This is a genomic window from Streptomyces sp. NBC_00597, assembly GCF_041431095.1.
In the GTDB taxonomy this organism is placed as follows: Bacteria; Actinomycetota; Actinomycetes; order Streptomycetales; family Streptomycetaceae; genus Streptomyces.
This window is the reverse complement of the sequence record NZ_CP107757.1, coordinates 2,320,540-2,342,550: the sequence shown is the minus strand read 5'-3', so window position 1 is coordinate 2,342,550 and position 22,011 is coordinate 2,320,540. Positions and strand designations below refer to the sequence as shown.

Annotated in this window: 15 protein-coding genes and 3 rRNA genes; 15 read left to right on the top strand and 3 right to left on the bottom strand. The window is 66.9% G+C overall.

Features of this window, described 5'->3' with window-relative positions; all coding sequences use genetic code 11:
• Window positions 1–187 precede the first annotated feature (187 nt).
• Entirely contained in the window at window positions 188–2,170 is a 1,983-nt protein-coding gene (locus OG974_RS10240) for an acetoacetate--CoA ligase (protein ID WP_327282373.1), read from the top strand.
• A gap of 63 nt (window positions 2,171–2,233) precedes the next feature.
• Complete coding sequence (locus OG974_RS10235) at window positions 2,234–3,187, top strand: hypothetical protein (RefSeq protein ID WP_371646240.1); 954 nt, start codon at window positions 2,234–2,236, stop codon at window positions 3,185–3,187.
• A gap of 80 nt (window positions 3,188–3,267) precedes the next feature.
• Here the strand turns inward: OG974_RS10235 and ptsP are convergent, their stop codons facing one another.
• A complete protein-coding gene (gene ptsP, locus OG974_RS10230) occupies window positions 3,268–4,938 on the bottom strand; it encodes a phosphoenolpyruvate--protein phosphotransferase (RefSeq protein WP_327282372.1) in 1,671 nt (556 codons plus the stop codon).
• Window positions 4,939–5,012: 74 nt separating this feature from the next.
• Entirely contained in the window at window positions 5,013–5,462 is a 450-nt protein-coding gene (locus OG974_RS10225) for a PTS glucose transporter subunit IIA (RefSeq protein WP_327282371.1), read from the bottom strand.
• Window positions 5,463–6,191: 729 nt separating this feature from the next.
• On the opposite strand from OG974_RS10225, the gene OG974_RS10220 reads away from it, so the two are divergent.
• The 13 genes from OG974_RS10220 (at window position 6,192) to OG974_RS10160 (ending at window position 21,565) form a co-directional block, all read left to right on the top strand.
• Window positions 6,192–7,716 (top strand): 16S ribosomal RNA (locus tag OG974_RS10220).
• 279 nt (window positions 7,717–7,995) lie between these two features.
• Window positions 7,996–11,118, top strand: a 23S ribosomal RNA gene (locus OG974_RS10215).
• 77 nt (window positions 11,119–11,195) lie between these two features.
• Window positions 11,196–11,312: ribosomal RNA gene (gene rrf / locus OG974_RS10210) — 5S ribosomal RNA — on the top strand.
• Together the 16S, 23S and 5S rRNA genes form the textbook arrangement of a ribosomal RNA operon.
• Window positions 11,313–11,430: 118 nt before the next feature.
• Window positions 11,431–12,021 (top strand): CDP-alcohol phosphatidyltransferase family protein, encoded by a 591-nt coding sequence (locus OG974_RS10205; protein ID WP_327282370.1) that lies wholly within the window; start codon window positions 11,431–11,433, stop codon window positions 12,019–12,021.
• A gap of 100 nt (window positions 12,022–12,121) precedes the next feature.
• Window positions 12,122–14,617, top strand: a complete 2,496-nt coding sequence (locus tag OG974_RS10200) for a mannose-1-phosphate guanyltransferase (protein ID WP_327282369.1) — start codon at window positions 12,122–12,124, stop codon at window positions 14,615–14,617.
• 109 nt (window positions 14,618–14,726) lie between these two features.
• On the top strand, window positions 14,727–15,635 hold the full coding sequence (locus tag OG974_RS10195; RefSeq protein ID WP_327282368.1) for a DUF881 domain-containing protein: 909 nt from the start codon (window positions 14,727–14,729) through the stop codon (window positions 15,633–15,635).
• Window positions 15,632–15,964: a small basic family protein gene (locus tag OG974_RS10190; protein WP_030158423.1), complete on the top strand. Its 333-nt coding sequence runs from the start codon at window positions 15,632–15,634 to the stop codon at window positions 15,962–15,964. Before OG974_RS10195 ends, OG974_RS10190 begins: the two co-directional genes overlap by 4 nt.
• Window positions 15,965–15,969: 5 nt before the next feature.
• Window positions 15,970–16,830, top strand: a complete 861-nt coding sequence (locus OG974_RS10185; RefSeq protein ID WP_328762073.1) for a DUF881 domain-containing protein — start codon at window positions 15,970–15,972, stop codon at window positions 16,828–16,830.
• Between the two features lie 130 nt (window positions 16,831–16,960).
• A complete protein-coding gene (locus OG974_RS10180; protein WP_328762071.1) occupies window positions 16,961–17,848 on the top strand; it encodes an FHA domain-containing protein in 888 nt (295 codons plus the stop codon).
• Window positions 17,849–17,867: 19 nt separating this feature from the next.
• On the top strand, window positions 17,868–18,641 hold the full coding sequence (locus tag OG974_RS10175; protein ID WP_327282365.1) for a MerR family transcriptional regulator: 774 nt from the start codon (window positions 17,868–17,870) through the stop codon (window positions 18,639–18,641).
• Between the two features lie 63 nt (window positions 18,642–18,704).
• Window positions 18,705–19,178: a bifunctional nuclease family protein gene (locus OG974_RS10170; RefSeq protein WP_030009777.1), complete on the top strand. Its 474-nt coding sequence runs from the start codon at window positions 18,705–18,707 to the stop codon at window positions 19,176–19,178.
• A 178-nt stretch (window positions 19,179–19,356) separates the two neighbouring features.
• Window positions 19,357–19,995 carry a MerR family transcriptional regulator gene (locus OG974_RS10165; RefSeq protein ID WP_371646236.1) on the top strand — a complete coding sequence of 213 codons (639 nt, stop codon included), beginning with the start codon at window positions 19,357–19,359 and terminating at the stop codon, window positions 19,993–19,995.
• A 79-nt stretch (window positions 19,996–20,074) separates the two neighbouring features.
• Window positions 20,075–21,565: a DNA polymerase IV gene (locus OG974_RS10160; RefSeq protein ID WP_327282363.1), complete on the top strand. Its 1,491-nt coding sequence runs from the start codon at window positions 20,075–20,077 to the stop codon at window positions 21,563–21,565.
• Here the strand turns inward: OG974_RS10160 and OG974_RS10155 are convergent.
• Window positions 21,562–21,933, bottom strand: coding sequence for a PRC-barrel domain-containing protein (locus OG974_RS10155; protein ID WP_327282362.1), 372 nt, complete (start codon window positions 21,931–21,933; stop codon window positions 21,562–21,564). The genes OG974_RS10160 and OG974_RS10155 overlap by 4 nt on opposite strands.
• Window positions 21,934–22,011 lie beyond the last annotated feature (78 nt).

Here is a 22,011-nt window from a genome sequence, read left to right as displayed (position 1 = left end):
CTGCCACCGGCCGCCCGGGGAGCGGGCGGCGTTCAACTTCCGTTCACTCGTCCATGAGGCCCCTGGTGCAGAGGTAGATCACATGGCATGGTCCCTGTGAGCCGCCGCGCACACCCATCGCGCGAACGGCACCGCACACACCCACGCACACCACGCGCGCGCCGCAGACTTGACCGGGAGCCGACCCATGACCTCAGCCACCCAGCCGGAACCCCTCTGGTCCCCGAGCCCCGAGCGGATCGCCGCGGCCCGCATCACCGCCTTCCAGGCCTGGGCCGCGGAGCGGTTCGGAGCCCCGGCGGACGGTGGCTACCCCGCCCTGCACCAGTGGTCCGTCGACGAGCTCGACACGTTCTGGCAGGCCGTCGCCGAATGGTTCGACGTCCGGTTCACCACCCCGTACCAGTCCGTCCTCACGGAGCGCACCATGCCGGGCGCGCACTGGTTCACCGGCGCCACCCTCAACTACGCCGAGCACGCCCTGCGGGCCGGCGAGGACCCGGCGCGCGCCGATGACGCCGCCCTGCTCTACGTGGACGAGACCCACGAGGCCACCCCCGTCACCTGGGCCGCCCTCCGCCGCCAGGTCGGCGCACTCGCCGCCGAGCTGCGCGCCCTCGGCGTACGCCCCGGCGACCGGGTGAGCGGCTACCTCCCCAACATCCCCGAGGCCGTCACCGCGCTCCTCGCCACCGCCGCCGTCGGCGCGGTGTGGACCTCCTGCGCCCCCGATTTCGGCGCCCGCAGCGTCCTCGACCGCTTCCAGCAGGTCGAGCCGGTGGTCCTGTTCACCGTCGACGGCTACCGCTACGGCGGCAAGGAGCACGACCGCCGCGACACCGTCGCCGAACTGCGCGCCGAACTCCCCTCGCTGCGCGCCGTCGTCCACATCCCGCTGCTCGGTACGCCGGCCCCCGAAGGCGCCCTCGCCTGGTCGGACCTGACCTCCGGCGACGTCGAGCCGGTCTTCGAGCCGGTCCCGTTCGACCACCCGCTCTGGGTGCTCTACTCCTCCGGTACGACGGGCCTGCCCAAGGCGATCGTGCAGTCCCAGGGCGGCATCCTGCTGGAGCACCTCAAGCAGCTCGGCCTGCACTGCGACCTCGGCCCCGAGGACCGGTTCTTCTGGTACACCTCGACCGGCTGGATGATGTGGAACTTCCTCGTCTCCGGCCTGCTCACCGGTACGACGGTCGTCCTGTACGACGGCAGCCCGGGCTACCCCGACACCGGGGCCCAGTGGCGGATCGCCGAGCGGACCGGGGCCACCCTGTACGGGACCTCCGCCGCGTACGTCATGGCCTGCGGCAAGGCCGACGTCCACCCCGCGCGCGACTTCGACCTGTCCGCCCTGAAGTGCGTGGCCACCACGGGCTCGCCGCTGCCGCCCGACGGCTTCCGCTGGCTCCACGACGAGGTGGCCGAGGACCTGTGGATCGCCTCCGTCAGCGGCGGCACCGACGTCTGCAGCTGCTTCGCCGGCGCCGTCCCCACCCTCCCCGTCCACATCGGCGAGCTCCAGGCCGCCTGCCTCGGCACCGACCTCCAGTCCTGGGACCCGTCCGGCAAGCCGCTGACCGGGGAAGTCGGCGAGCTGGTCGTCACCAACCCGATGCCGTCCATGCCGATCCGGTTCTGGAACGACGAGGACGGCAGCCGCTACCGCGACAGCTACTTCGAGATGTTCCCCGGCATCTGGCGCCACGGGGACTGGATCACGATCACCGACCACGGCTCCGTCGTCATCCACGGGCGCTCCGACTCCACCCTGAACCGACAGGGCGTCCGGATGGGCTCCGCCGACATCTACGAGGCCGTCGAACGCCTCCCCGAGATCAAGGAGTCCCTGGTCATCGGCCTGGAGGAGCCGAACGGGGGCTACTGGATGCCGCTGTTCGTCCACCTCGCCCCCGGTGCGACCCTCGACGACGACCTGCGCGGACGCATCAAGACGACGATCCGGGAGGAGCTCTCCCCGCGGCACGTCCCCGACGAGGTCATCGAGGTCCCGGCGATCCCGCACACCCTGACGGGCAAGCGCATCGAGGTCCCGGTCAAGCGCCTCCTCCAGGGCACGCCCATGGCGAAGGCGGTCAACCCCGGCTCGGTCGACAACATCGACCTCCTGCACTTCTACGAGGAGCTGGCCCGCACCCGCACCCGCGACTGAGGTCACTGTCAGTGGTCGCGGTTACCGTGAGTGAGCAATCGAATGCGCCACTCAGGGGGAGCCATGCCACGAACACGCCACCACACCGGCCGGCCCGGCCGGACCGCAGGCCGCACCACCGGCCGCACCGCCGGTCACACCACCCGGCGCCGCATGCTGCGCCGCGAAGTCCCCAGCACCGTAGGCCTCCTGGCCGACGCCGGGGACTTCGCGGCCATGCGCGGCTACCGCAGCTTCACCTTCGACCGCCACGACGACTACACCGACTACCTCCGCCACGTGGACGGCCTGCTCCGATCCCTCGCGGCCCAGGGCATCCACACCAGCGTCGCCCTCTTCGACCCCGAGGAGTACGCCGGGTTCTGCACGGAACACGGCATCGACGCGGACACCTCCGAGGGCCGCAGCCGCTTCACCGCCGAACTGGCCGGCGCCGGCACCGTACTGCCCTACACCGGCCAGCCCATCGACGAACTCGTCCCGCTCCTCGTCGACGAGGCCGTCCGCCAGGCCACCTGGGAGTACGCGACCACGCTCCTCGCCGGCGTCGGCAGCTGCGCCGACTGCGGCGAGGACATCGGCCACGCCTCCTTCGCACGGGCCACCGGCACGCTCAGCCGCCTCGTCGACGGCGCCGGCCCCGGCCACCACCACCTCGTCTGCAGCGTCCCCACCCAGGACGAACAGCTCGTCGCCGTCCTGCACGCCGAGGTCACCACGGACCGGGACCGACCGGCCCGCATCGAGGGCCGCGAAAGCCTCGACTTCGTGAGCGTCCTCGCCGCCGGACTCGCCCTCGGCGGCCCCGGAGGACTGGTGCTGCGCAGCACCACCGAGGGCCTGCCCGACCGGGTCCACGGCTGGCGCCTGGACCGCGGCCGCCTGGTCCCGCTCTCCGCGGCAGCCGTGTTCAACGCCTACTGCACGGACGTCGACACCGGGGACCCCGTGGCCCCCGAACCCGGCGTCGAATACTGCCCCGGATACGAGGTGGACGACCCCACCCCGCACCACTAACCCGGAACGCCCGGAGAAACGACCGAGGGGCCCCGCCACCGGCGAAGGCCCCTCGATCGACACGTCCTGCCCCTGCCCGGCTACTCGCCGGACAGCACCGCCTGCGCGGCCACGCGGGCTTCCTCGGCGCTGTCCGCCGCACGCGCCGCGGCCGCGGCACGCTCGCACTGGGCCAGCGTGTACTTGGCGAGCGTCGCCCGCACGTACGGGATCGAAGCGGCACCCATCGAGAGAGAGGTGACACCCAGACCCGTCAGCACGCAGGCCAGGAGCGGGTCGGAAGCGGCCTCACCACAGACGCCGCAGCTCTTGCCCTCCGCCCTGGCGGCCTCGGCCGACATCGCGATCAGGTCGAGCAGCGCCGGCTGCCACGGGTCCTGCAGCCGCGACACCGCACCGACCTGACGGTCCGCGGCGAAGGCGTACTGGGCCAGGTCATTGGTGCCCAGCGACAGGAACTCGACCTCCTGGAGGATCGAGCGCGCCCGGAGCGCGGCGGAGGGGATCTCCACCATCGCGCCGAACTTCGCCTTCAGCCCGGCCGCGCGGCACGCGTCCGCGAACGCCCGGGCGTCGATCCGGTCGGCCACCATCGGGGCCATGACCTCAAGGTAGACGGGCAGGCCTTCCGCCGCCTTGGCCAGCGCGGTCAGCTGCGTGCGCAGCACGTCCGGGTGGTCCAGCAGCGACCGCAGACCGCGAACGCCCAGCGCCGGATTCGGCTCGTCGGCCGGTGTCAGGAAGTCCAGCGGCTTGTCGGCGCCGGCGTCCAGGACGCGCACGACGACCCGGCCCTCCGGGAACGCCTCCAGTACCTTGCGGTACGACTCGATCTGCTTCTCCTCGGACGGCGCCTTCTTGCTGTCGTCCAGGAACAGGAACTCGGTGCGGAACAGGCCCACGCCCTCGGCCCCGGCCTCCACGGCCGCCGGCACGTCCGCCGGACCGCCCACGTTCGCCAGCAGCGGCACCTTGTGGCCGTCGGACGTCGCACCCGGACCGGACGAGGCCGCGAGAGCGGCCTTGCGCTCGGCGGCAGACGCCTCCAGCTCGGCCCGCTTCTCGGCGGTGGGCTCGACGAACAGGTCACCGGTGCTGCCGTCGACGGCGATGACCGTCCCCTCGGCGATCTCACCGGCACCCGGGAGCGCCACGATCGCCGGCACACCCAGCGCCCGCGCGAGGATCGCGCTGTGACTGGTCGGCCCGCCCTCCTCGGTGACGAAACCGAGGACCAGCGCCGGGTCGAGCAGCGCGGTGTCCGCGGGGGCCAGGTCACGCGCGATGAGCACGTACGGCTCGTCACTGTCCGGCACACCCGGCATCGGCACGCCCAGCAGCCGCGCCACGATCCGGTTCCGTACGTCGTCCAGGTCGGCCACCCGGCCGGCCATGTACTCCCCGGCCCCCGCGAGCAGGTCGCGGTACGAGGCGAACGCGTCGTACACACCGCGCTCGGCCGTGCTGCCGACGGCGATGCGCCGGTCGACGTCCGCCATCAGCTCGGGGTCCGTGGCGATCATCGCCTGGGCCTCCAGCACGTGCTGGGCCTCGCCGCCTGCCAGCTGGCCGCGCGCGATCAGGTCGGCGGACACCGCCTCCACGGCCTTGCGGGCGCGCCCCTGTTCGCGCTCCGCCTCGTCCGCGGTGATCTGCTTGGCCGGCGGCTCCAGAACCGCCGTGCCCATGTGCCGCACCTCGCCGATCGCCACACCGTGGCTCACGCCGACGCCTCGCAGCGTTGTCTCCATTTCACCCGTCTCCGATTGAGCGGCGGACCCGGCCGCCGCGGTGGATGTCAGACCCGCCCTTGCGGGCGGACACGTCACTGCCAGCTGAAAAGTGCGTCGTCGGCCTTCACGTCGCCGGACTCGACGACGTTGGAGAGGGCCTCCGCGGTGGCCTCCAGCGCCACGACGGGGCAGATCGGAGACTTGCCGGCTTCTTCGACGGCCTGCGGGTTCCAGCGGATCACGGCCTGACCACGGGTCACGGTGTCGCCCTTGTTGACGAGCAGCTCGAAGCCCTCGCCGTTGAGCTGAACGGTGTCGATCCCGAGGTGGGTGAGTACGCCGTGTCCTTCGCTGTCGACGACGACGTACGCGTGCGGGTGCAGGGAGACGACCACACCGTCGACGGGGGACACCGCCTCCGAGGGCTCACGCACGGGATCAATAGCGGTGCCCGGACCCACCATTGCGCCGGAGAACACCGGATCGGGCACTGCCGCGAGTCCGATGGCGCGCCCGGCAAGTGGGGACGTCACGCTGGTCATGGGGGGCCTCCCAGGGGTGGGGCTTCTTCGTGTCGCCGTCACAACCTGTCCTGTAACGACGTACTTTCAGCAGGGTATGTCATGACACGTCCCGGTTCGCCCGACGTGAGCCCCCCTGTGAGAGGCCACGACACGCGACCGCGACGACGTAGTGGACTAGACCATACGCCTGAATCAATTTGCTTGGGCACCACGGGCCCTGTACTGTCGTGACTCCCGCCAGGACGTGCCGCGTGAACTTCTCGCGAACAACGGACGGACGGGACTCCTCCTCTTCAGTGCCGATCTCGATCCGTGCTGCTCCTCATATGCCTATTCGGCAAAACGAGTGAGTGGTCAGGGAGCTGGAAAAGCCCTGATAGAGTCGGAATCGCCGGAAGGGGAAACGCGAAAGCGAAATCCTGGAAAGCAAACCCCGCTTCGACCGGGAATCGGACACGAAAGAGTCTGATAGAGTCGGAAACGAAGAACGAAAGCCCGGAGGAAAGCCCCAGTAAGTATTACTGCGGGTGAGTACAAAGGAAGCGTCCGTTCCTTGAGAACTCAACAGCGTGCCAAAAATCAACGCCAGAAGTTGATACCCCGTCCACTTCGGTGGATGAGGTTCCTTTGAAAAAGTCCTGTCTTTCGGGGCAGGCAACAACACAGCGAGGACGCAGTGGACGGTCGGTCTTATTCCGACATGATCGTCCCGCTCTAAGTGCGTGTGCACCCGATTACGGGTAAACATTCATGGAGAGTTTGATCCTGGCTCAGGACGAACGCTGGCGGCGTGCTTAACACATGCAAGTCGAACGATGAAGCCCTTCGGGGTGGATTAGTGGCGAACGGGTGAGTAACACGTGGGCAATCTGCCCTTCACTCTGGGACAAGCCCTGGAAACGGGGTCTAATACCGGATAATACTCCTGCCTGCATGGGTGGGGGTTAAAAGCTCCGGCGGTGAAGGATGAGCCCGCGGCCTATCAGCTTGTTGGTGGGGTAATGGCCCACCAAGGCGACGACGGGTAGCCGGCCTGAGAGGGCGACCGGCCACACTGGGACTGAGACACGGCCCAGACTCCTACGGGAGGCAGCAGTGGGGAATATTGCACAATGGGCGAAAGCCTGATGCAGCGACGCCGCGTGAGGGATGACGGCCTTCGGGTTGTAAACCTCTTTCAGCAGGGAAGAAGCGAAAGTGACGGTACCTGCAGAAGAAGCGCCGGCTAACTACGTGCCAGCAGCCGCGGTAATACGTAGGGCGCAAGCGTTGTCCGGAATTATTGGGCGTAAAGAGCTCGTAGGCGGCTTGTCACGTCGGATGTGAAAGCCCGAGGCTTAACCTCGGGTCTGCATTCGATACGGGCTAGCTAGAGTGTGGTAGGGGAGATCGGAATTCCTGGTGTAGCGGTGAAATGCGCAGATATCAGGAGGAACACCGGTGGCGAAGGCGGATCTCTGGGCCATTACTGACGCTGAGGAGCGAAAGCGTGGGGAGCGAACAGGATTAGATACCCTGGTAGTCCACGCCGTAAACGTTGGGAACTAGGTGTTGGCGACATTCCACGTCGTCGGTGCCGCAGCTAACGCATTAAGTTCCCCGCCTGGGGAGTACGGCCGCAAGGCTAAAACTCAAAGGAATTGACGGGGGCCCGCACAAGCAGCGGAGCATGTGGCTTAATTCGACGCAACGCGAAGAACCTTACCAAGGCTTGACATATACCGGAAAGCATTAGAGATAGTGCCCCCCTTGTGGTCGGTATACAGGTGGTGCATGGCTGTCGTCAGCTCGTGTCGTGAGATGTTGGGTTAAGTCCCGCAACGAGCGCAACCCTTGTCCTGTGTTGCCAGCATGCCCTTCGGGGTGATGGGGACTCACAGGAGACCGCCGGGGTCAACTCGGAGGAAGGTGGGGACGACGTCAAGTCATCATGCCCCTTATGTCTTGGGCTGCACACGTGCTACAATGGCCGGTACAATGAGCTGCGATACCGTGAGGTGGAGCGAATCTCAAAAAGCCGGTCTCAGTTCGGATTGGGGTCTGCAACTCGACCCCATGAAGTCGGAGTTGCTAGTAATCGCAGATCAGCATTGCTGCGGTGAATACGTTCCCGGGCCTTGTACACACCGCCCGTCACGTCACGAAAGTCGGTAACACCCGAAGCCGGTGGCCCAACCCGTAAGGGAGGGAGCTGTCGAAGGTGGGACTGGCGATTGGGACGAAGTCGTAACAAGGTAGCCGTACCGGAAGGTGCGGCTGGATCACCTCCTTTCTAAGGAGCACAGTACCGATTGCAGACAAACGTTCTGCACGGTCAGCTCATGGGTGGAACGTTGATTAGTTGGCATCTTCGGTCTGATGGTTCTCAAGTACTGCTTCGGCGTGGAAAGAGAAGACGGATGAACGGAGATGCTTGGCACGTTGTTGGGTCCTGAAGGTACGGCCGTAAGGTCATGTCTTCAGTGCCGGCCCCGGTAAAGCATTCCTTAGGGAGTGTGTGACGGGTGGCTGGTCGTTGTTTGAGAACTACACAGTGGACGCGAGCATCTGTGGCCAAGTTTTTAAGGGCGCACGGTGGATGCCTTGGCACCAGGAACCGATGAAGGACGTGAGAGGCCGCGATAGGCCCCGGGGAGCTGCCAACTGAGCTTTGATCCGGGGGTGTCCGAATGGGGAAACCCGGCAGTCGTCATGGGCTGTCACCCACTGCTGAACACATAGGCAGTGTGGAGGGAACGAGGGGAAGTGAAACATCTCAGTACCCTCAGGAAGAGAAAACAACCGTGATTCCGGGAGTAGTGGCGAGCGAAACCGGATGAGGCCAAACCGTATGCGTGTGATACCCGGCAGGGGTTGCGCATGCGGGGTTGTGGGAATTCTTTTGATCGGTCTGCCGGCCGGTCGGCGAGTCAGAAACCGTTGATGTAGTCGAAGGACATGCGAAAGGTCCGGCGTAGAGGGTAAGACCCCCGTAGACGAAACATCAGCGGCTTGCTTAAGAATCTCCCAAGTAGCACGGGGCCCGAGAAATCCCGTGTGAATCTGGCGGGACCACCCGCTAAGCCTAAATATTCCCTGGTGACCGATAGCGGATAGTACCGTGAGGGAATGGTGAAAAGTACCGCGGGAGCGGAGTGAAATAGTACCTGAAACCGTGTGCCTACAAGCCGTGGGAGCGTCGCTGTATGTGCTTGCACATACAGTCGTGACTGCGTGCCTTTTGAAGAATGAGCCTGCGAGTTAGCGGTGTGTAGCGAGGTTAACCCGTGTGGGGAAGCCGTAGCGAAAGCGAGTCCGAATAGGGCGATTGAGTTGCACGCTCTAGACCCGAAGCGGAGTGATCTAGCCATGGGCAGGTTGAAGCGGAGGTAAGACTTCGTGGAGGACCGAACCCACCAGGGTTGAAAACCTGGGGGATGACCTGTGGTTAGGGGTGAAAGGCCAATCAAACTCCGTGATAGCTGGTTCTCCCCGAAATGCATTTAGGTGCAGCGTCGTGTGTTTCTTGCCGGAGGTAGAGCACTGGATAGGCGATGGGCCCTACCGGGTTACTGACCTTAGCCAAACTCCGAATGCCGGTAAGTGAGAGCACGGCAGTGAGACTGTGGGGGATAAGCTCCATGGTCGAGAGGGAAACAGCCCAGAGCATCGACTAAGGCCCCTAAGCGTACGCTAAGTGGGAAAGGATGTGGAGTCGCAGAGACAACCAGGAGGTTGGCTTAGAAGCAGCCACCCTTGAAAGAGTGCGTAATAGCTCACTGGTCAAGTGATTCCGCGCCGACAATGTAGCGGGGCTCAAGCGTACCGCCGAAGTCGTGTCATTGCAGCAATAGGGCCAACGCCCGCTGTGATGGGTAGGGGAGCGTCGTGTGCCGGGTGAAGCAGCAGCGGAAGCTAGTTGTGGACGGTTCACGAGTGAGAATGCAGGCATGAGTAGCGATACACACGTGAGAAACGTGTGCGCCGATTGACTAAGGGTTCCTGGGTCAAGCTGATCTGCCCAGGGTAAGTCGGGACCTAAGGCGAGGCCGACAGGCGTAGTCGATGGACAACCGGTTGATATTCCGGTACCCGCTTTGAAACGCCCAATATCGAATCAGGCGATGCTAAGTCCGTGAAGCCGTTCCGGACCCTTCGGGGAAAGGAAAGTGGTGGAGCCGACGAACCAGACTTGTAGTAGGTAAGCGATGGGGTGACGCAGGAAGGTAGTCCAGCCCGGGCGGTGGTTGTCCCGGGGTAAGGGTGTAGGCCGAGGGGTAGGCAAATCCGTCCCTCATTAAGGCTGAGACCTGATGCCGAGCCGATTGTGGTGAAGTGGATGATCCTATGCTGTCGAGAAAAGCCTCTAGCGAGTTTCATGGCGGCCCGTACCCTAAACCGACTCAGGTGGTCAGGTAGAGAATACCGAGGCGTTCGGGTGAACTATGGTTAAGGAACTCGGCAAAATGCCCCCGTAACTTCGGGAGAAGGGGGGCCATCACTGGTGATCGGACTTGCTCCGTGAGCTGGGGGTGGCCGCAGAGACCAGCGAGAAGCGACTGTTTACTAAAAACACAGGTCCGTGCGAAGCCGTAAGGCGATGTATACGGACTGACGCCTGCCCGGTGCTGGAACGTTAAGGGGACCGGTTAGTGCACTTTCGGGTGTGCGAAGCTGAGAACTTAAGCGCCAGTAAACGGCGGTGGTAACTATAACCATCCTAAGGTAGCGAAATTCCTTGTCGGGTAAGTTCCGACCTGCACGAATGGCGTAACGACTTCTCGACTGTCTCAACCATAGGCCCGGTGAAATTGCACTACGAGTAAAGATGCTCGTTTCGCGCAGCAGGACGGAAAGACCCCGGGACCTTTACTACAGTTTGATATTGGTGTTCGGTTCGGCTTGTGTAGGATAGGTGGGAGACTTTGAAGCAGCCACGCCAGTGGTTGTGGAGTCGCCGTTGAAATACCACTCTGGTCGTGCTGGATGTCTAACCTCGGTCCGTGATCCGGATCAGGGACAGTGTCTGATGGGTAGTTTAACTGGGGCGGTTGCCTCCCAAAGGGTAACGGAGGCGCCCAAAGGTTCCCTCAGCCTGGTTGGCAATCAGGTGTTGAGTGTAAGTGCACAAGGGAGCTTGACTGTGAGACCGACGGGTCGAGCAGGGACGAAAGTCGGGACTAGTGATCCGGCGGTGGCTTGTGGAAGCGCCGTCGCTCAACGGATAAAAGGTACCCCGGGGATAACAGGCTGATCTTCCCCAAGAGTCCATATCGACGGGATGGTTTGGCACCTCGATGTCGGCTCGTCGCATCCTGGGGCTGGAGTCGGTCCCAAGGGTTGGGCTGTTCGCCCATTAAAGCGGTACGCGAGCTGGGTTTAGAACGTCGTGAGACAGTTCGGTCCCTATCCGCTGTGCGCGTAGGAATATTGAGAAGGGCTGTCCCTAGTACGAGAGGACCGGGACGGACGAACCTCTGGTGTGCCAGTTGTCCTGCCAAGGGCATGGCTGGTTGGCTACGTTCGGGAGGGATAACCGCTGAAAGCATCTAAGCGGGAAGCCTGCTTCAAGATGAGTATTCCCACCTCCTTGAGAGGGTAAGGCTCCCAGTAGACGACTGGGTTGATAGGCCAGATGTGGAAGCCCGGTAACGGGTGGAGCTGACTGGTACTAATAGGCCGAGGGCTTGTCCTCAGTTGCTCGCGTCCACTGTGTTAGTTCTGAAATAACGAACAGCTGTGATTTTAGCCAGCGTTCAAATTTCATAGTGTTTCGGTGGTCATAGCGTTAGGGAAACGCCCGGTTACATTCCGAACCCGGAAGCTAAGCCTTTCAGCGCCGATGGTACTGCAGGGGGGACCCTGTGGGAGAGTAGGACGCCGCCGAACAATCATTGTGGGAGAGCCCCGCACCTTCTGGTGCGGGGCTTTTCTGCGTTCAGGGGCGGTGCGTGTTCCTGTAGGGTCAGGATGCATCGTTCGTACGTTCAACAGTGGAGGCCCCCGGGTGGAGGTCCAGGAGACTCGGGTTCAGACGGACCGAATTTTCACCATTCCGAACATCCTGAGCATGGCTCGCCTCGCCGGCGTGCCCCTGTTCCTCTGGCTGATTTTGGAGAAGCACGACGGCTGGGCCCTGGCCGTCCTCATGCTCAGCGGGGTCAGCGACTACCTCGACGGCAAGCTGGCACGGCGCTGGAATCAGATCAGCAACCTCGGCCGACTGCTGGATCCGGCCGCGGACCGGCTGTACATCCTCTCCACGCTCTTCGGCCTGACCTATCGAGACATTCTGCCGCTGTGGCTCACCGGGGCGCTCCTCGCCCGTGAGCTGATGCTGCTGGTGATGGTCTGGATCCTGCGCCGTCACGGGTATCCGCCGCCGCAGGTCAACTTCCTCGGCAAGGCCGCGACCTTCAACCTGATGTACGCCTTCCCGCTGCTGTTGCTCAGTGACGGTACGGGTTGGTTGGCCTGGATGGGGGCAGTTTTCGGATGGGCGTTCGCCGGATGGGGTACAACCCTCTACTGGTGGGCAGGAATCCTTTACGTGGTGCAAGTCCGCCGGCTCGTGAAGGCGGACGCCGCGGCCGATTGAGCTCGCTCGGCGCCCGGCTGACGCGGAGGAGTTGCGGAGTCACCGTTCGGGACGGGTGAGGTCGGCGAGAACGTCGTCTCTCAAGGAGGACTCTTCCGACATGAAGGCCGTCGTGATGGCCGGTGGCGAAGGCACACGCCTTCGCCCCATGACCTCAAGCATGCCCAAGCCGCTCCTGCCGGTGGTCAACCGGCCGATCATGGAGCACGTGCTCAGGCTGCTCAAGCGGCACGGGCTCAGTGAGACCGTGGTTACCGTGCAGTTCTTGGCGTCACTCGTCAAGAACTACTTCGGTGACGGCGAGGAGCTCGGAATGGAGCTCACCTATGCCAACGAGGAGAAGCCACTCGGCACTGCCGGCAGTGTGAAGAATGCCGAGGAGGCCTTGAAGGACGATGCTTTCCTCGTCATTTCCGGCGATGCACTCACCGACTTCGACCTCACCGACCTCATCCGCTTCCACAAGCAGAAGGGCGCACTGGTCACGGTGTGCCTGACCCGGGTGCCGAACCCGCTGGAATTCGGCATCACCATCGTGGACGAGGAAGGCAAGGTCGAGCGCTTCCTGGAGAAACCGACGTGGGGGCAGGTGTTCTCGGACACCGTCAACACCGGTATCTACGTCATGGAGCCCGAGGTCTTCAATTACGTGGACCCGGACGTTCCGGTCGACTGGTCCGGCGATGTCTTCCCGCAGCTGATGAAGGAAGGCCGGCCGATCTACGGATATGTGGCCGAGGGCTACTGGGAGGACGTCGGCACGCACGAGAGCTACGTCAAGGCACAGGCCGACGTGCTTGAGGGCAAGGTCCAGGTCGAGATGGACGGCTTCGAGATCTCCCCGGGCGTGTGGGTGGCCGAGGGTGCCGAGGTCAGCCCCGACGCCGTGCTCCGCGGGCCCCTGTACATCGGGGACTACGCCAAGATCGAGGCCGGCGTGGAGATCCGTGAGCACACGGTCGTCGGGTCCAACGTCGTCGTCAAGAGCGGGGCCTTCCTGCACAAGGCCGTCATCCACGACAACGTCTACATCGGGCCCCACAGCAACCTGCGCGGCTGCGTCATCGGCAAGAACACCGACATCATGCGGGCCTCCCGGATCGAGGACGGCGCCGTCATCGGTGATGAGTGCCTGGTCGGTGAGGAATCGATCATCCAGGGGAACGTGCGGGTCTACCCGTTCAAGACGATCGAGGCGGGCGCCTTCGTCAACACGTCGGTGATCTGGGAGTCCCGCGGTCAGGCGCATCTGTTCGGCGCCCGCGGCGTCACCGGCATCCTGAACGTGGAGATCACGCCCGAGCTGGTGGTCCGGCTGGCCGGCGCCTACGCCACGACCCTGAAGAAGGGGGCTACGGTCACCACGGCCCGAGACCACTCCCGTGGCGCGAGAGCGCTCAAGCGGGCCGTGATCTCGGCGCTCCAGGCCAGCGCGATCAACGTGCGCGACCTGGAGAACGTACCGCTGCCCGTGGCGCGGCAGCAGACGGCGCGGGGCAGCGCGGGCGGGATCGTGCTGCGGACCTCGCCGGGCGTGCCGGACTCGGTCGACATCATGTTCCTGGACGAGCGCGGAGCGGACCTTTCGCTCCAGCAGCAGCGCAAGCTGGACCGGGTGTACGCGCGGCAGGAGTACCGGCGGGCGTTCCCGGGCGAGATCGGAGACCTCCAGTTCCCGGGCAGCGTGTTCGACGCGTATACGGGTTCGCTGCTGAGGCGGGTGGACACGACCGGTGTCGCCGATTCCGGGCTCAAGGTGGTCGTGGACGCCTCCAACGGCAGTGCCGGGCTGGTCCTGCCCAGCCTGCTGGGCCGGCTCGGCGTGGACGCGCTGACGATCAACCCGGGTCTGGACGAGTCCAGGCCGACGGAGACCGCGGAGACCCGGCGGGCCGGTCTGGTGCGGCTCGGGGAGATCGTGGCCTCGGCGCGGGCCGCGTTCGGCGTCCGCTTCGACCCAGTGGGAGAGCGGATCTCGCTGGTGGACGAGCGCGGGCGGATCATCGAGGACGACCGGGCGCTGCTGGTGCTGCTCGACCTGGTGGCCGCGGAGAAGCGCAGCGGTAAGGTGGCGCTGCCGGTGACCACGACCCGGATCGCCGAGCAGGTGGCGGCGTACCACGGGACACAGGTGGAGTGGACGACGACGTCGCCCGACGACCTGACGCGGGTGGGCCGGGCGGAGAACACGATCTTCGGCGGGGACGGCCGGGGCGGCTACATCGTTCCGGAGTTCAGCAGCGTGTTCGACGGATCGGCGGCGTTCGTCCAGCTGATCGGGCTGGTGGCGCGGACCCAGCTCACGTTGAGCCAGATCGATGCGCGGATACCGCGAGCCCATGTACTCAAGCGGGACGTACCGACCCCGTGGGCGGTGAAGGGGCTCGTGATGCGGCGGGTCGTGGAGGCGGCGGGGGACCGGCAGGTGGACACCACGGACGGGGTGCGGGTGGTCGAGGCCGACGGGCGGTGGGCGCTGGTGCTGCCCGACCCGGCGGAGGCGGTCACGCACCTGTGGGCCGAGGGTCCCGACGACACGTCCGCGCAGGCGCTGCTGGACGAGTGGGCCGGCGTGGTGGACGGCGCCGGGCACTGAGCCACGGACCCGTGACGCAGCAGGGCCGTCCGGTGGGCCGGGGGCGACGTAGGTCGCTCCCTGTCCACCGGACGGGCGCATTCGGTACGGGCGGCGCCGACATGCGACGATGAGCGGCATGTCGCAGCCGCCCCCCAACCGGAGTTCGGCGCCGGCGCCTGCCGCGCGTCCGGACGCGTCCATGTCGCTGCTGACGCACGTGATGGACCACAGTCTCGACGAGGGCTATGCGGAAGCGTCGGCCCGGCGCGAGGCGGAGGGTACGGCGGGCCTGCCGCGCACCCTCAAGGCCAAGCTGGCGCTCGCCGCCGGGCTCGTGCTCGCCGCCATGGTCGTCACGCTGGGTGCCGCCCAGGCACGGATAGCGGCGCCGGTCCTGGCCAAGGAGCGGCAGGAGCTGATCGACCGGGTGCAGCGGGCCGACGAGCACGCGGACGGCCTGGAGCGGGACATCGAGCGGCTGCGGGAGAACGTCGCGAGCCGCCAGCGCCAGGCGCTCAAACAGCAGGGTGGCGACCAGGGGCAGCTCGTGGCGCTGCTGTCCGGTGCGACGGAGGCCCGCGGACCCGGGGTCAAGCTGGTCGTGGACGACGCCAAGGGCTCCTCGTCGGGCGGTGGCGGCAAACCGCGCGAGAACGCCGGATTCTCGGACACCGGGCGGCTGCGGGACCGGGACATGCAGAAGATCGTCAACGGGCTCTGGCAGTCCGGGGCCGAGGCCGTCTCGATCAACGGGCAGCGGCTGACGGCGTTGTCGGCGATCAGGGCCGCGGGTGACGCGATACTGGTCGACAACAGGCCGCTGGTACCGCCGTACGAGGTTCTGGCGGTGGGGGACAAGAAGCGGCTCGGGACTGCGTTCCAGGACTCCGCGGACGGCCAGTACCTGCACGCGCTGCAGGAGAACTACGGGATCCGCTACACCTTGTCCCCGGCGGACGACCTGCGGCTGCCTGCCGCGTCGAGCCTGACCGTACGTACAGCTACAGCAGAAGAGCCGAAGAAGGGTGCATCGTGATCGCGGTACTGGGCCTGGTGGCCGGAGTGGTGGTCGGACTTCTGGTCCGGCCCGAAGTGCCGGCCGTCGTCGAGCCTTATCTGCCGATCGCCGTGGTGGCGGCGCTGGACGCGGTGTTCGGCGGTCTGCGCGCGATGCTGGACGGCATCTTCGTGGACAAGGTCTTCGTGGTGTCGTTCCTGTCGAACGTGGTCGTAGCGGCGCTGATCGTCTTCCTCGGTGACAAGCTGGGCGTCGGCTCGCAGCTGTCCACCGGTGTGGTCGTCGTCCTCGGCATCCGCATCTTCTCCAACGCCGCGGCCATCCGCCGGCACGTGTTCCGGGCGTGAGGCCGATGGGTACGAACGACAATCCGCCCGAGGAGCCGATGGGCTCGGAGCTGCCGCCGCAGGACGAGCCGGCGCAGCCCGCCCGCCCGGCGCAGCCGGTGGAGCCCGCGGTGGTCGAAGAGGGCGTCAAGGACGCCGCGCCCGCGCAGACCGGCCGGCAGCGGCTGGCGGAGGGGTTGTGGCCGCCGCGCGTGAGCCGGGCCCAACTGATCGTCGCGCTGCTCCTGTTCGTCCTCGGGCTGGGCCTGGCCATCCAGGTGCGGTCGAACAGCGACTCCAGCGCGCTGCGCGGAGCCCGCCAGGAGGACCTCGTACGGATCCTCGACGAGCTGGACGGCCGCACCAAGCGCCTGGAGGACGAGAAGCAGCGCCTGGAGGACCAGCGCAGGGAACTGGAGAGCAGCTCCAACCAGGCGGAGGAGGCCCGTCGGCAGACCGTCGAGAAGGAACGCCAACTCGGGATCCTGGCCGGTACGGTGGCAGCGCAGGGACCGGGCATCACGCTGAAGATCACCGATCCCAAGGGTCAGGTGCAGTCGGACCAGCTGCTGGACACCCTCCAGGAGCTGCGGGCGGCCGGGGCCGAGGCGATCCAGATCAACGGTGTGCGCGTCGTGGCGAGCTCGTTCTTCTCGGACGAGGGCGGTGGTGTCGGGATCGACGGTAAGAAGATCACACAGCCTTATGAGTTCAAGGTGATCGGTAAGCCGCAGGATCTGGAGCCCGCCCTGAACATCCCCGGCGGTGTCGTGCAGACGCTGGAGAAGGAACAGGCCACCGTCGCCGTCACACGGTCGGCGAAGATCGTTGTGGATGCCTTGCGGGCTGCGAAGCAGCCTGACTACGCTCGGTCGTCATCGTCGTGACGCAGGGCGGAGCGCGGGCGGTCTCACGCGGGCTGATGCCTGCGGGGGGTCGACGCACTGAAGTAGTGCTGCGTGGTGGAAACTGTCTGGTGGATACGGACGTTGTGAGGATGTCCGGGTCGGCAGGTGTGTGCATTCGGAGTTCGTCCTGCCCCACGGGCGGGTCTGTTTCGTTCAAGGGGAATCGCCCGTGAAGTTGTTTGAGAAGTTGTTCGGCAAGAAGAACCGCGAGGAAAGCGGTGCGTCCAGGCACCGTGCGGGGCAGGGAGAAGCGGAAGGTCAGGGCGACCGACCGCTCTTCCGCGACGAGGTCGCCGGTACGGGGGACGTTCCCGGCGCGTCGTCTGTTGACCCTGCGGGTTCCGGACGCATAGGTTTCGGTGAACCATCAACCTCAAGTTCGGGTGGAGGGTTTACCTCCGACCCGTATGCCACCAATGCCTCCGCGGGGCAGCCGCGGCGCGAGGAGCCGTCCATGTCGGCCGAGCAGGTTTGCAGCAGGTGCGGACACCGTAGCGATGCGGCCAGCCGGTTCTGCTCCAACTGCGGCGCGCCGCTGCGGGCGGGTCTGACGCCGGAGCGTGCCTCGGAGACCACGTCCACCATCTCGATCTCGGGCCTTGAGGCCTACGAGGCCGAGGTGTCGGGACAGCAGCACGTGTCGTCCTCGCTGTCCCCCGAGGCCCAGGCCGCGGTGGAAGCCCTTCCCCCGGGTTCCGCCCTGCTGATCGTGCGGCGCGGCCCCAACTCGGGCAGCCGCTTCCTGCTGGACGGTGAGCTGACCACGGCGGGTCGGCACCCGCAGAGCGACATCTTCCTGGACGACGTCACGGTCTCCCGGCGGCATGTCGAGTTCCGCAGGAGCCAGGACGGTGGCTTCACCGTCTCCGACGTGGGCAGCCTCAACGGCACGTACGTGAACCGTGAGCCGATCGACGCGGTCGCCCTGCACAACGGCGACGAGGTGCAGATCGGCAAGTACCGGCTGGTCTTCTACGCGAGCCTGCGGGGCGTCTGACCCTTCAAGGGAAGGTCCCATGCTGCGTCCCCCCACCGGCGGTGCCCCGAAGAGCGGCACCGCCGGCAGCGTCGGCTCGGCCAGGCGGCTGGTGAGCATCGGTACGGTGCTCACCCTGCTGCGTGACGAGTTCCCCGAAGTCACGATCTCGAAGATCCGCTTCCTAGAGGCGGAGGGGCTCGTCGAGCCCAAACGCACGCCTTCCGGATACCGCAAGTTCAGCACCGAGGACGTCGAGCGGCTGGCCCGGATCCTGCGTCTGCAGCGGGACCACTACCTGCCGTTGAAAGTCATCCGCGAACAGCTGGACGCGCTCGCCCGGGGCGAACAGATCCGCATCCCGGCCCCCACGGCGCACGGGGATTCCGTCGATCCCGCCGGCCCCGCCGCCGTCTACGGCGAGGTGGGTCGGGAACGGACGACCGCGGCCCGGGTGGGCCGCGCGGAGCTGCTCGCCGCCGCCGAGGTGGACGAGGTGCAGCTGGCCGAGTGGGAGTCGTACGGGCTGATCGGCGAGGCTCCGGGCGGCGGATTCGACGCGGAGGCGGTCACCGTGGCCCGGCTGGTGGCGGATCTGGGCCGGTTCGGGCTGGAGCCGAGGCACCTGCGGGCCATGAAGGCCGCCGCGGACCGTGAGGCGGGTCTGGTGGAGCAGGTCGTGGCACCCTTGCGGCGGCACCGCAACCCGCAGACCAGGGCGCACGCCGAGGCCACCTTGAAAGAGCTCGCAGGGCTCTCCGTACGGCTCCACGAGGCCTTGGTGCAGACCGCGCTCGGGGTCCGTCTGCACTGACCTCGGTGATCTCCGAGGGGGCCCGACTACCCAAACCTGCCGAGCAGGTCCTAGGGTTGCTGTGTGAACGAGCTCGACGTTGTGGGTGTCCGGGTGGAAATGCCCTCCAACCAACCGATCGTGCTCCTGCGTGAAGTGGGAGGCGACCGGTACCTCCCCATCTGGATTGGACCAGGGGAGGCGACCGCCATTGCCTTCGCCCAGCAGGGCATGGCCCCTGCCCGGCCGCTGACGCACGACCTGTTCAAGGACGTGCTGGAGGCGATCGGCGAGGAGCTCACCGAGGTCCGGATCACGGATCTGCGGGAGGGCGTCTTCTACGCGGAGCTCGTCTTCGCCAGCGGGGTCGAGGTGAGCGCGCGGCCTTCCGACGCCATAGCGCTGGCCCTGCGCACGGGGACGCCGATCTACGGGAGCGACGGCGTGCTGGACGACGCCGGCATCGCCATTCCGGACGAGCAGGAGGACGAGGTGGAGAAGTTCCGCGAGTTCCTCGACCAGATCTCTCCGGAGGACTTCGGCACCGGGCCGCAGTGAGCCGTGGGCCGCGCCGTCACGAGCAGTGACAGCCCATTCGGAGAGCCGTTCCCCGTCCAAGGACACGGGAAACCACTCTCAGGGTGATTATCACTCGGCGTGCCGAGTGTGGCGATCGTTGACGCACCCCTGGTGACTGCCTACCTTCGAGGGGGCAGGTCAAGGACGGAGGGTCGGCGTGAGAGTCACGGGCGACGGTACGACCGGGGGCATCCCCGTGCGGAGTGACGGTGGGCCGTACCCGCTCCACGGCAGTGCGGCGGGTTCCGCGCGCCGTCAGCCGGAAACGGCGCCGGTCGCTCCGGTGGGCGCGGACCCGGCACCCGAGCCGGTGGGCTACCGGGGCCCGACCGCGTGCGCCGCGGCGGGCATCACGTACCGCCAACTGGACTACTGGGCGCGCACCGGGCTGGTGGAGCCCACGGTGCGTCCCGCGTACGGCTCCGGGACGCAGCGCCTCTACAGCTTCCGGGACGTCGTCGTCCTCAAGATCGTCAAGCGCTTCCTGGACACCGGGGTGGCGTTGCAGAGCATCCGGACCGCGGTACAGCACCTGCGCGACCGCGGTTTCTCGGACCTGGAGCGCATGACGCTGATGAGCGACGGCGCCACCGTGTACGAGTGCACCTCGCCGGACCAGGTCGTGAGCCTGCTCCAGGGCGGGCAGGGCGTCTTCGGCATCGCCGTGGGCGTGGTCTGGCGCGACGTCGAGAACGCGCTGTCGCAGCTGCACGGCGAGCGGGTCGACACCGGGGAGACGGTGGTCGGCCACAACCCGACGGACGAGCTGGCCGCGCGGCGCAACCGCGCCGGTTGAGCACGGTCCCCGGCCCGGCCGCGGAGCCGCCGCGCTCCGTCCCGGCCGATTGTCGGTGGCATGGGGCAGCATCAGGGCTGTGAGAGCCGCGCCGACCATCCTGCACCTGGACATGGACGCCTTCTACGCCTCCGTGGAGCAGGCGTCGAAGCCGAGCCTGCGCGGCAAGGCCGTGATCGTCGGCGGGCTCGGTCCGCGCGGGGTGGTCGCCACCGCGTCCTACGAGGCCCGGCGCTTCGGGGTGCACTCGGCGATGCCGACGGCCCAGGCGCGCCGGCTCTGCCCGAACGGCGCCTACCTGATCCCGCGCTTCAGCCTGTACCGGGCGGTCAGTGACGTGGTCATGGCGCTGCTGCGGGAGCTGTCACCGCTCGTGGAGCCCCTCAGCCTGGACGAAGCCTTCGTGGACCTGGAGGCGGGCGGCGCCGCCTTCGACGCGGAAGCCGCCCTGGAGACGGGACAGATGCTGCGGGCGGCCATCCAGGCCGCGACCGGCCTCAGCGCGTCGGTGGGGCTGGCGGGGTCGAAGATGCTGGCGAAGGTGGCCTCGGAGGAGGCCAAGCCCGACGGGCTGCTGCTGATCGAGCCGGGGACCGAGCGGGCCCTGCTCGCGCCCATGTCGGTGCGGACCCTGCCGGGGGTGGGGCCGGCGACCGGGGAGCACCTGCGGCGGGCCGGGATCACCACCGTGGGAGAGCTGGCCGAGGCCGGTGAGGACGAGCTGGTCCGGATGGTCGGGCGCTCGCACGGGGTCGGCCTGTACCGGATGGCGCTGGGGCTGGACGACCGGCCGGTGGTCGCCGAGCGCGACGCGAAGTCCGTGTCGGTCGAGGACACCTTCGACGTGGACCTGCACGACCGGGTGCGGATCCGCAACGAGGTGCAGCGGCTCGCCGACCGGTGCGTGCAGAGGCTGAGGGGCTCGGGCCACTCGGGACGCACGATCGTGCTGAAGGTGCGGCGCTACGACTTCTCGACGCTGACGCGCTCCGAGACGCTGCGGGGGCCCACCGACGACCCCGCGGTGGTGCGGGAGGCCGCGGCGCGGCTCTTGGAGGCGGTGGACACCACGGGCGGGGTGCGGCTCCTGGGGGTGGGCGTGACGGGCCTGGCGGACTACACGCAGGAGGACCTGTTCGCCCAGTCCATGGCCGCGGAGGCGGCGGCGGACACGGCTGCGTCGGGCGGAGCCGCCGAGTCGGACGTGGCTGAGGAGGTCGACGGTAGGGGAGGGGCGGGAGAGTCCGGTGCCCCTGGTGGGTCTGCGGGGCCTGGCGGGCCCCTGGAGGCTCCCGAGGGTGCGCTTGCGTCCGTGACCCCGGAGACCGTCCCGGAGCGGCGCTGGCCGGCCGGGAGCGACGTACTGCACGCCGTCTACGGGCCCGGCTGGGTCCAGGGCAGCGGGGTCGGCCGGGTGACCGTGCGCTTCGAGCGGCCCGGATCGCCACCGGGCCGGGTACGCACCTTCCGGGTGGAGGACCCCGAGCTGGAGCCCTCCGATCCGCTGCCCCTCGTGGGGAAGACCGCGCCGGACGCCCGGGCCGAGCCGCCTGCGAGCGGAGCCGCCTAGGCGGAGTCGTCGCCGTTCGCCAGGCGGCCGAAGTCGCGCCGGATGTCCGACGGGAGGGAGACGTCCAGCCCGTAGTGGTGGTAGAGCTGCAGCTCCTGCTCGGGGGAGAGGTGGCGGCCGACGCCGAAATCCGGGGCGTCCTTGATGAGGGAGCGCTCGAAGGGGACCCGCAGGGTGTCGTCGACGACCTCGCTCGGCTCCAGGGGGACGAAGGCGTCCCGGCTGAACAGGCCCGTCCGGACTGCGGCCCATTCGGGCACGCCCGTGGCATCGTCGAGATAGACCTCGTCGACGGTGCCGATCTTGGTTCCGTTGCGGTCGAACGCCTTGCGGCCGATCAGGCTGCGCGGATCGATGTCGGTCTGCACGGTCCCTCCATATGGTCGCAACTCCTCCGTAATGACTACAGAAGGGCATTTCCGCAGCGGAGGCCACTCGAAGGAGGA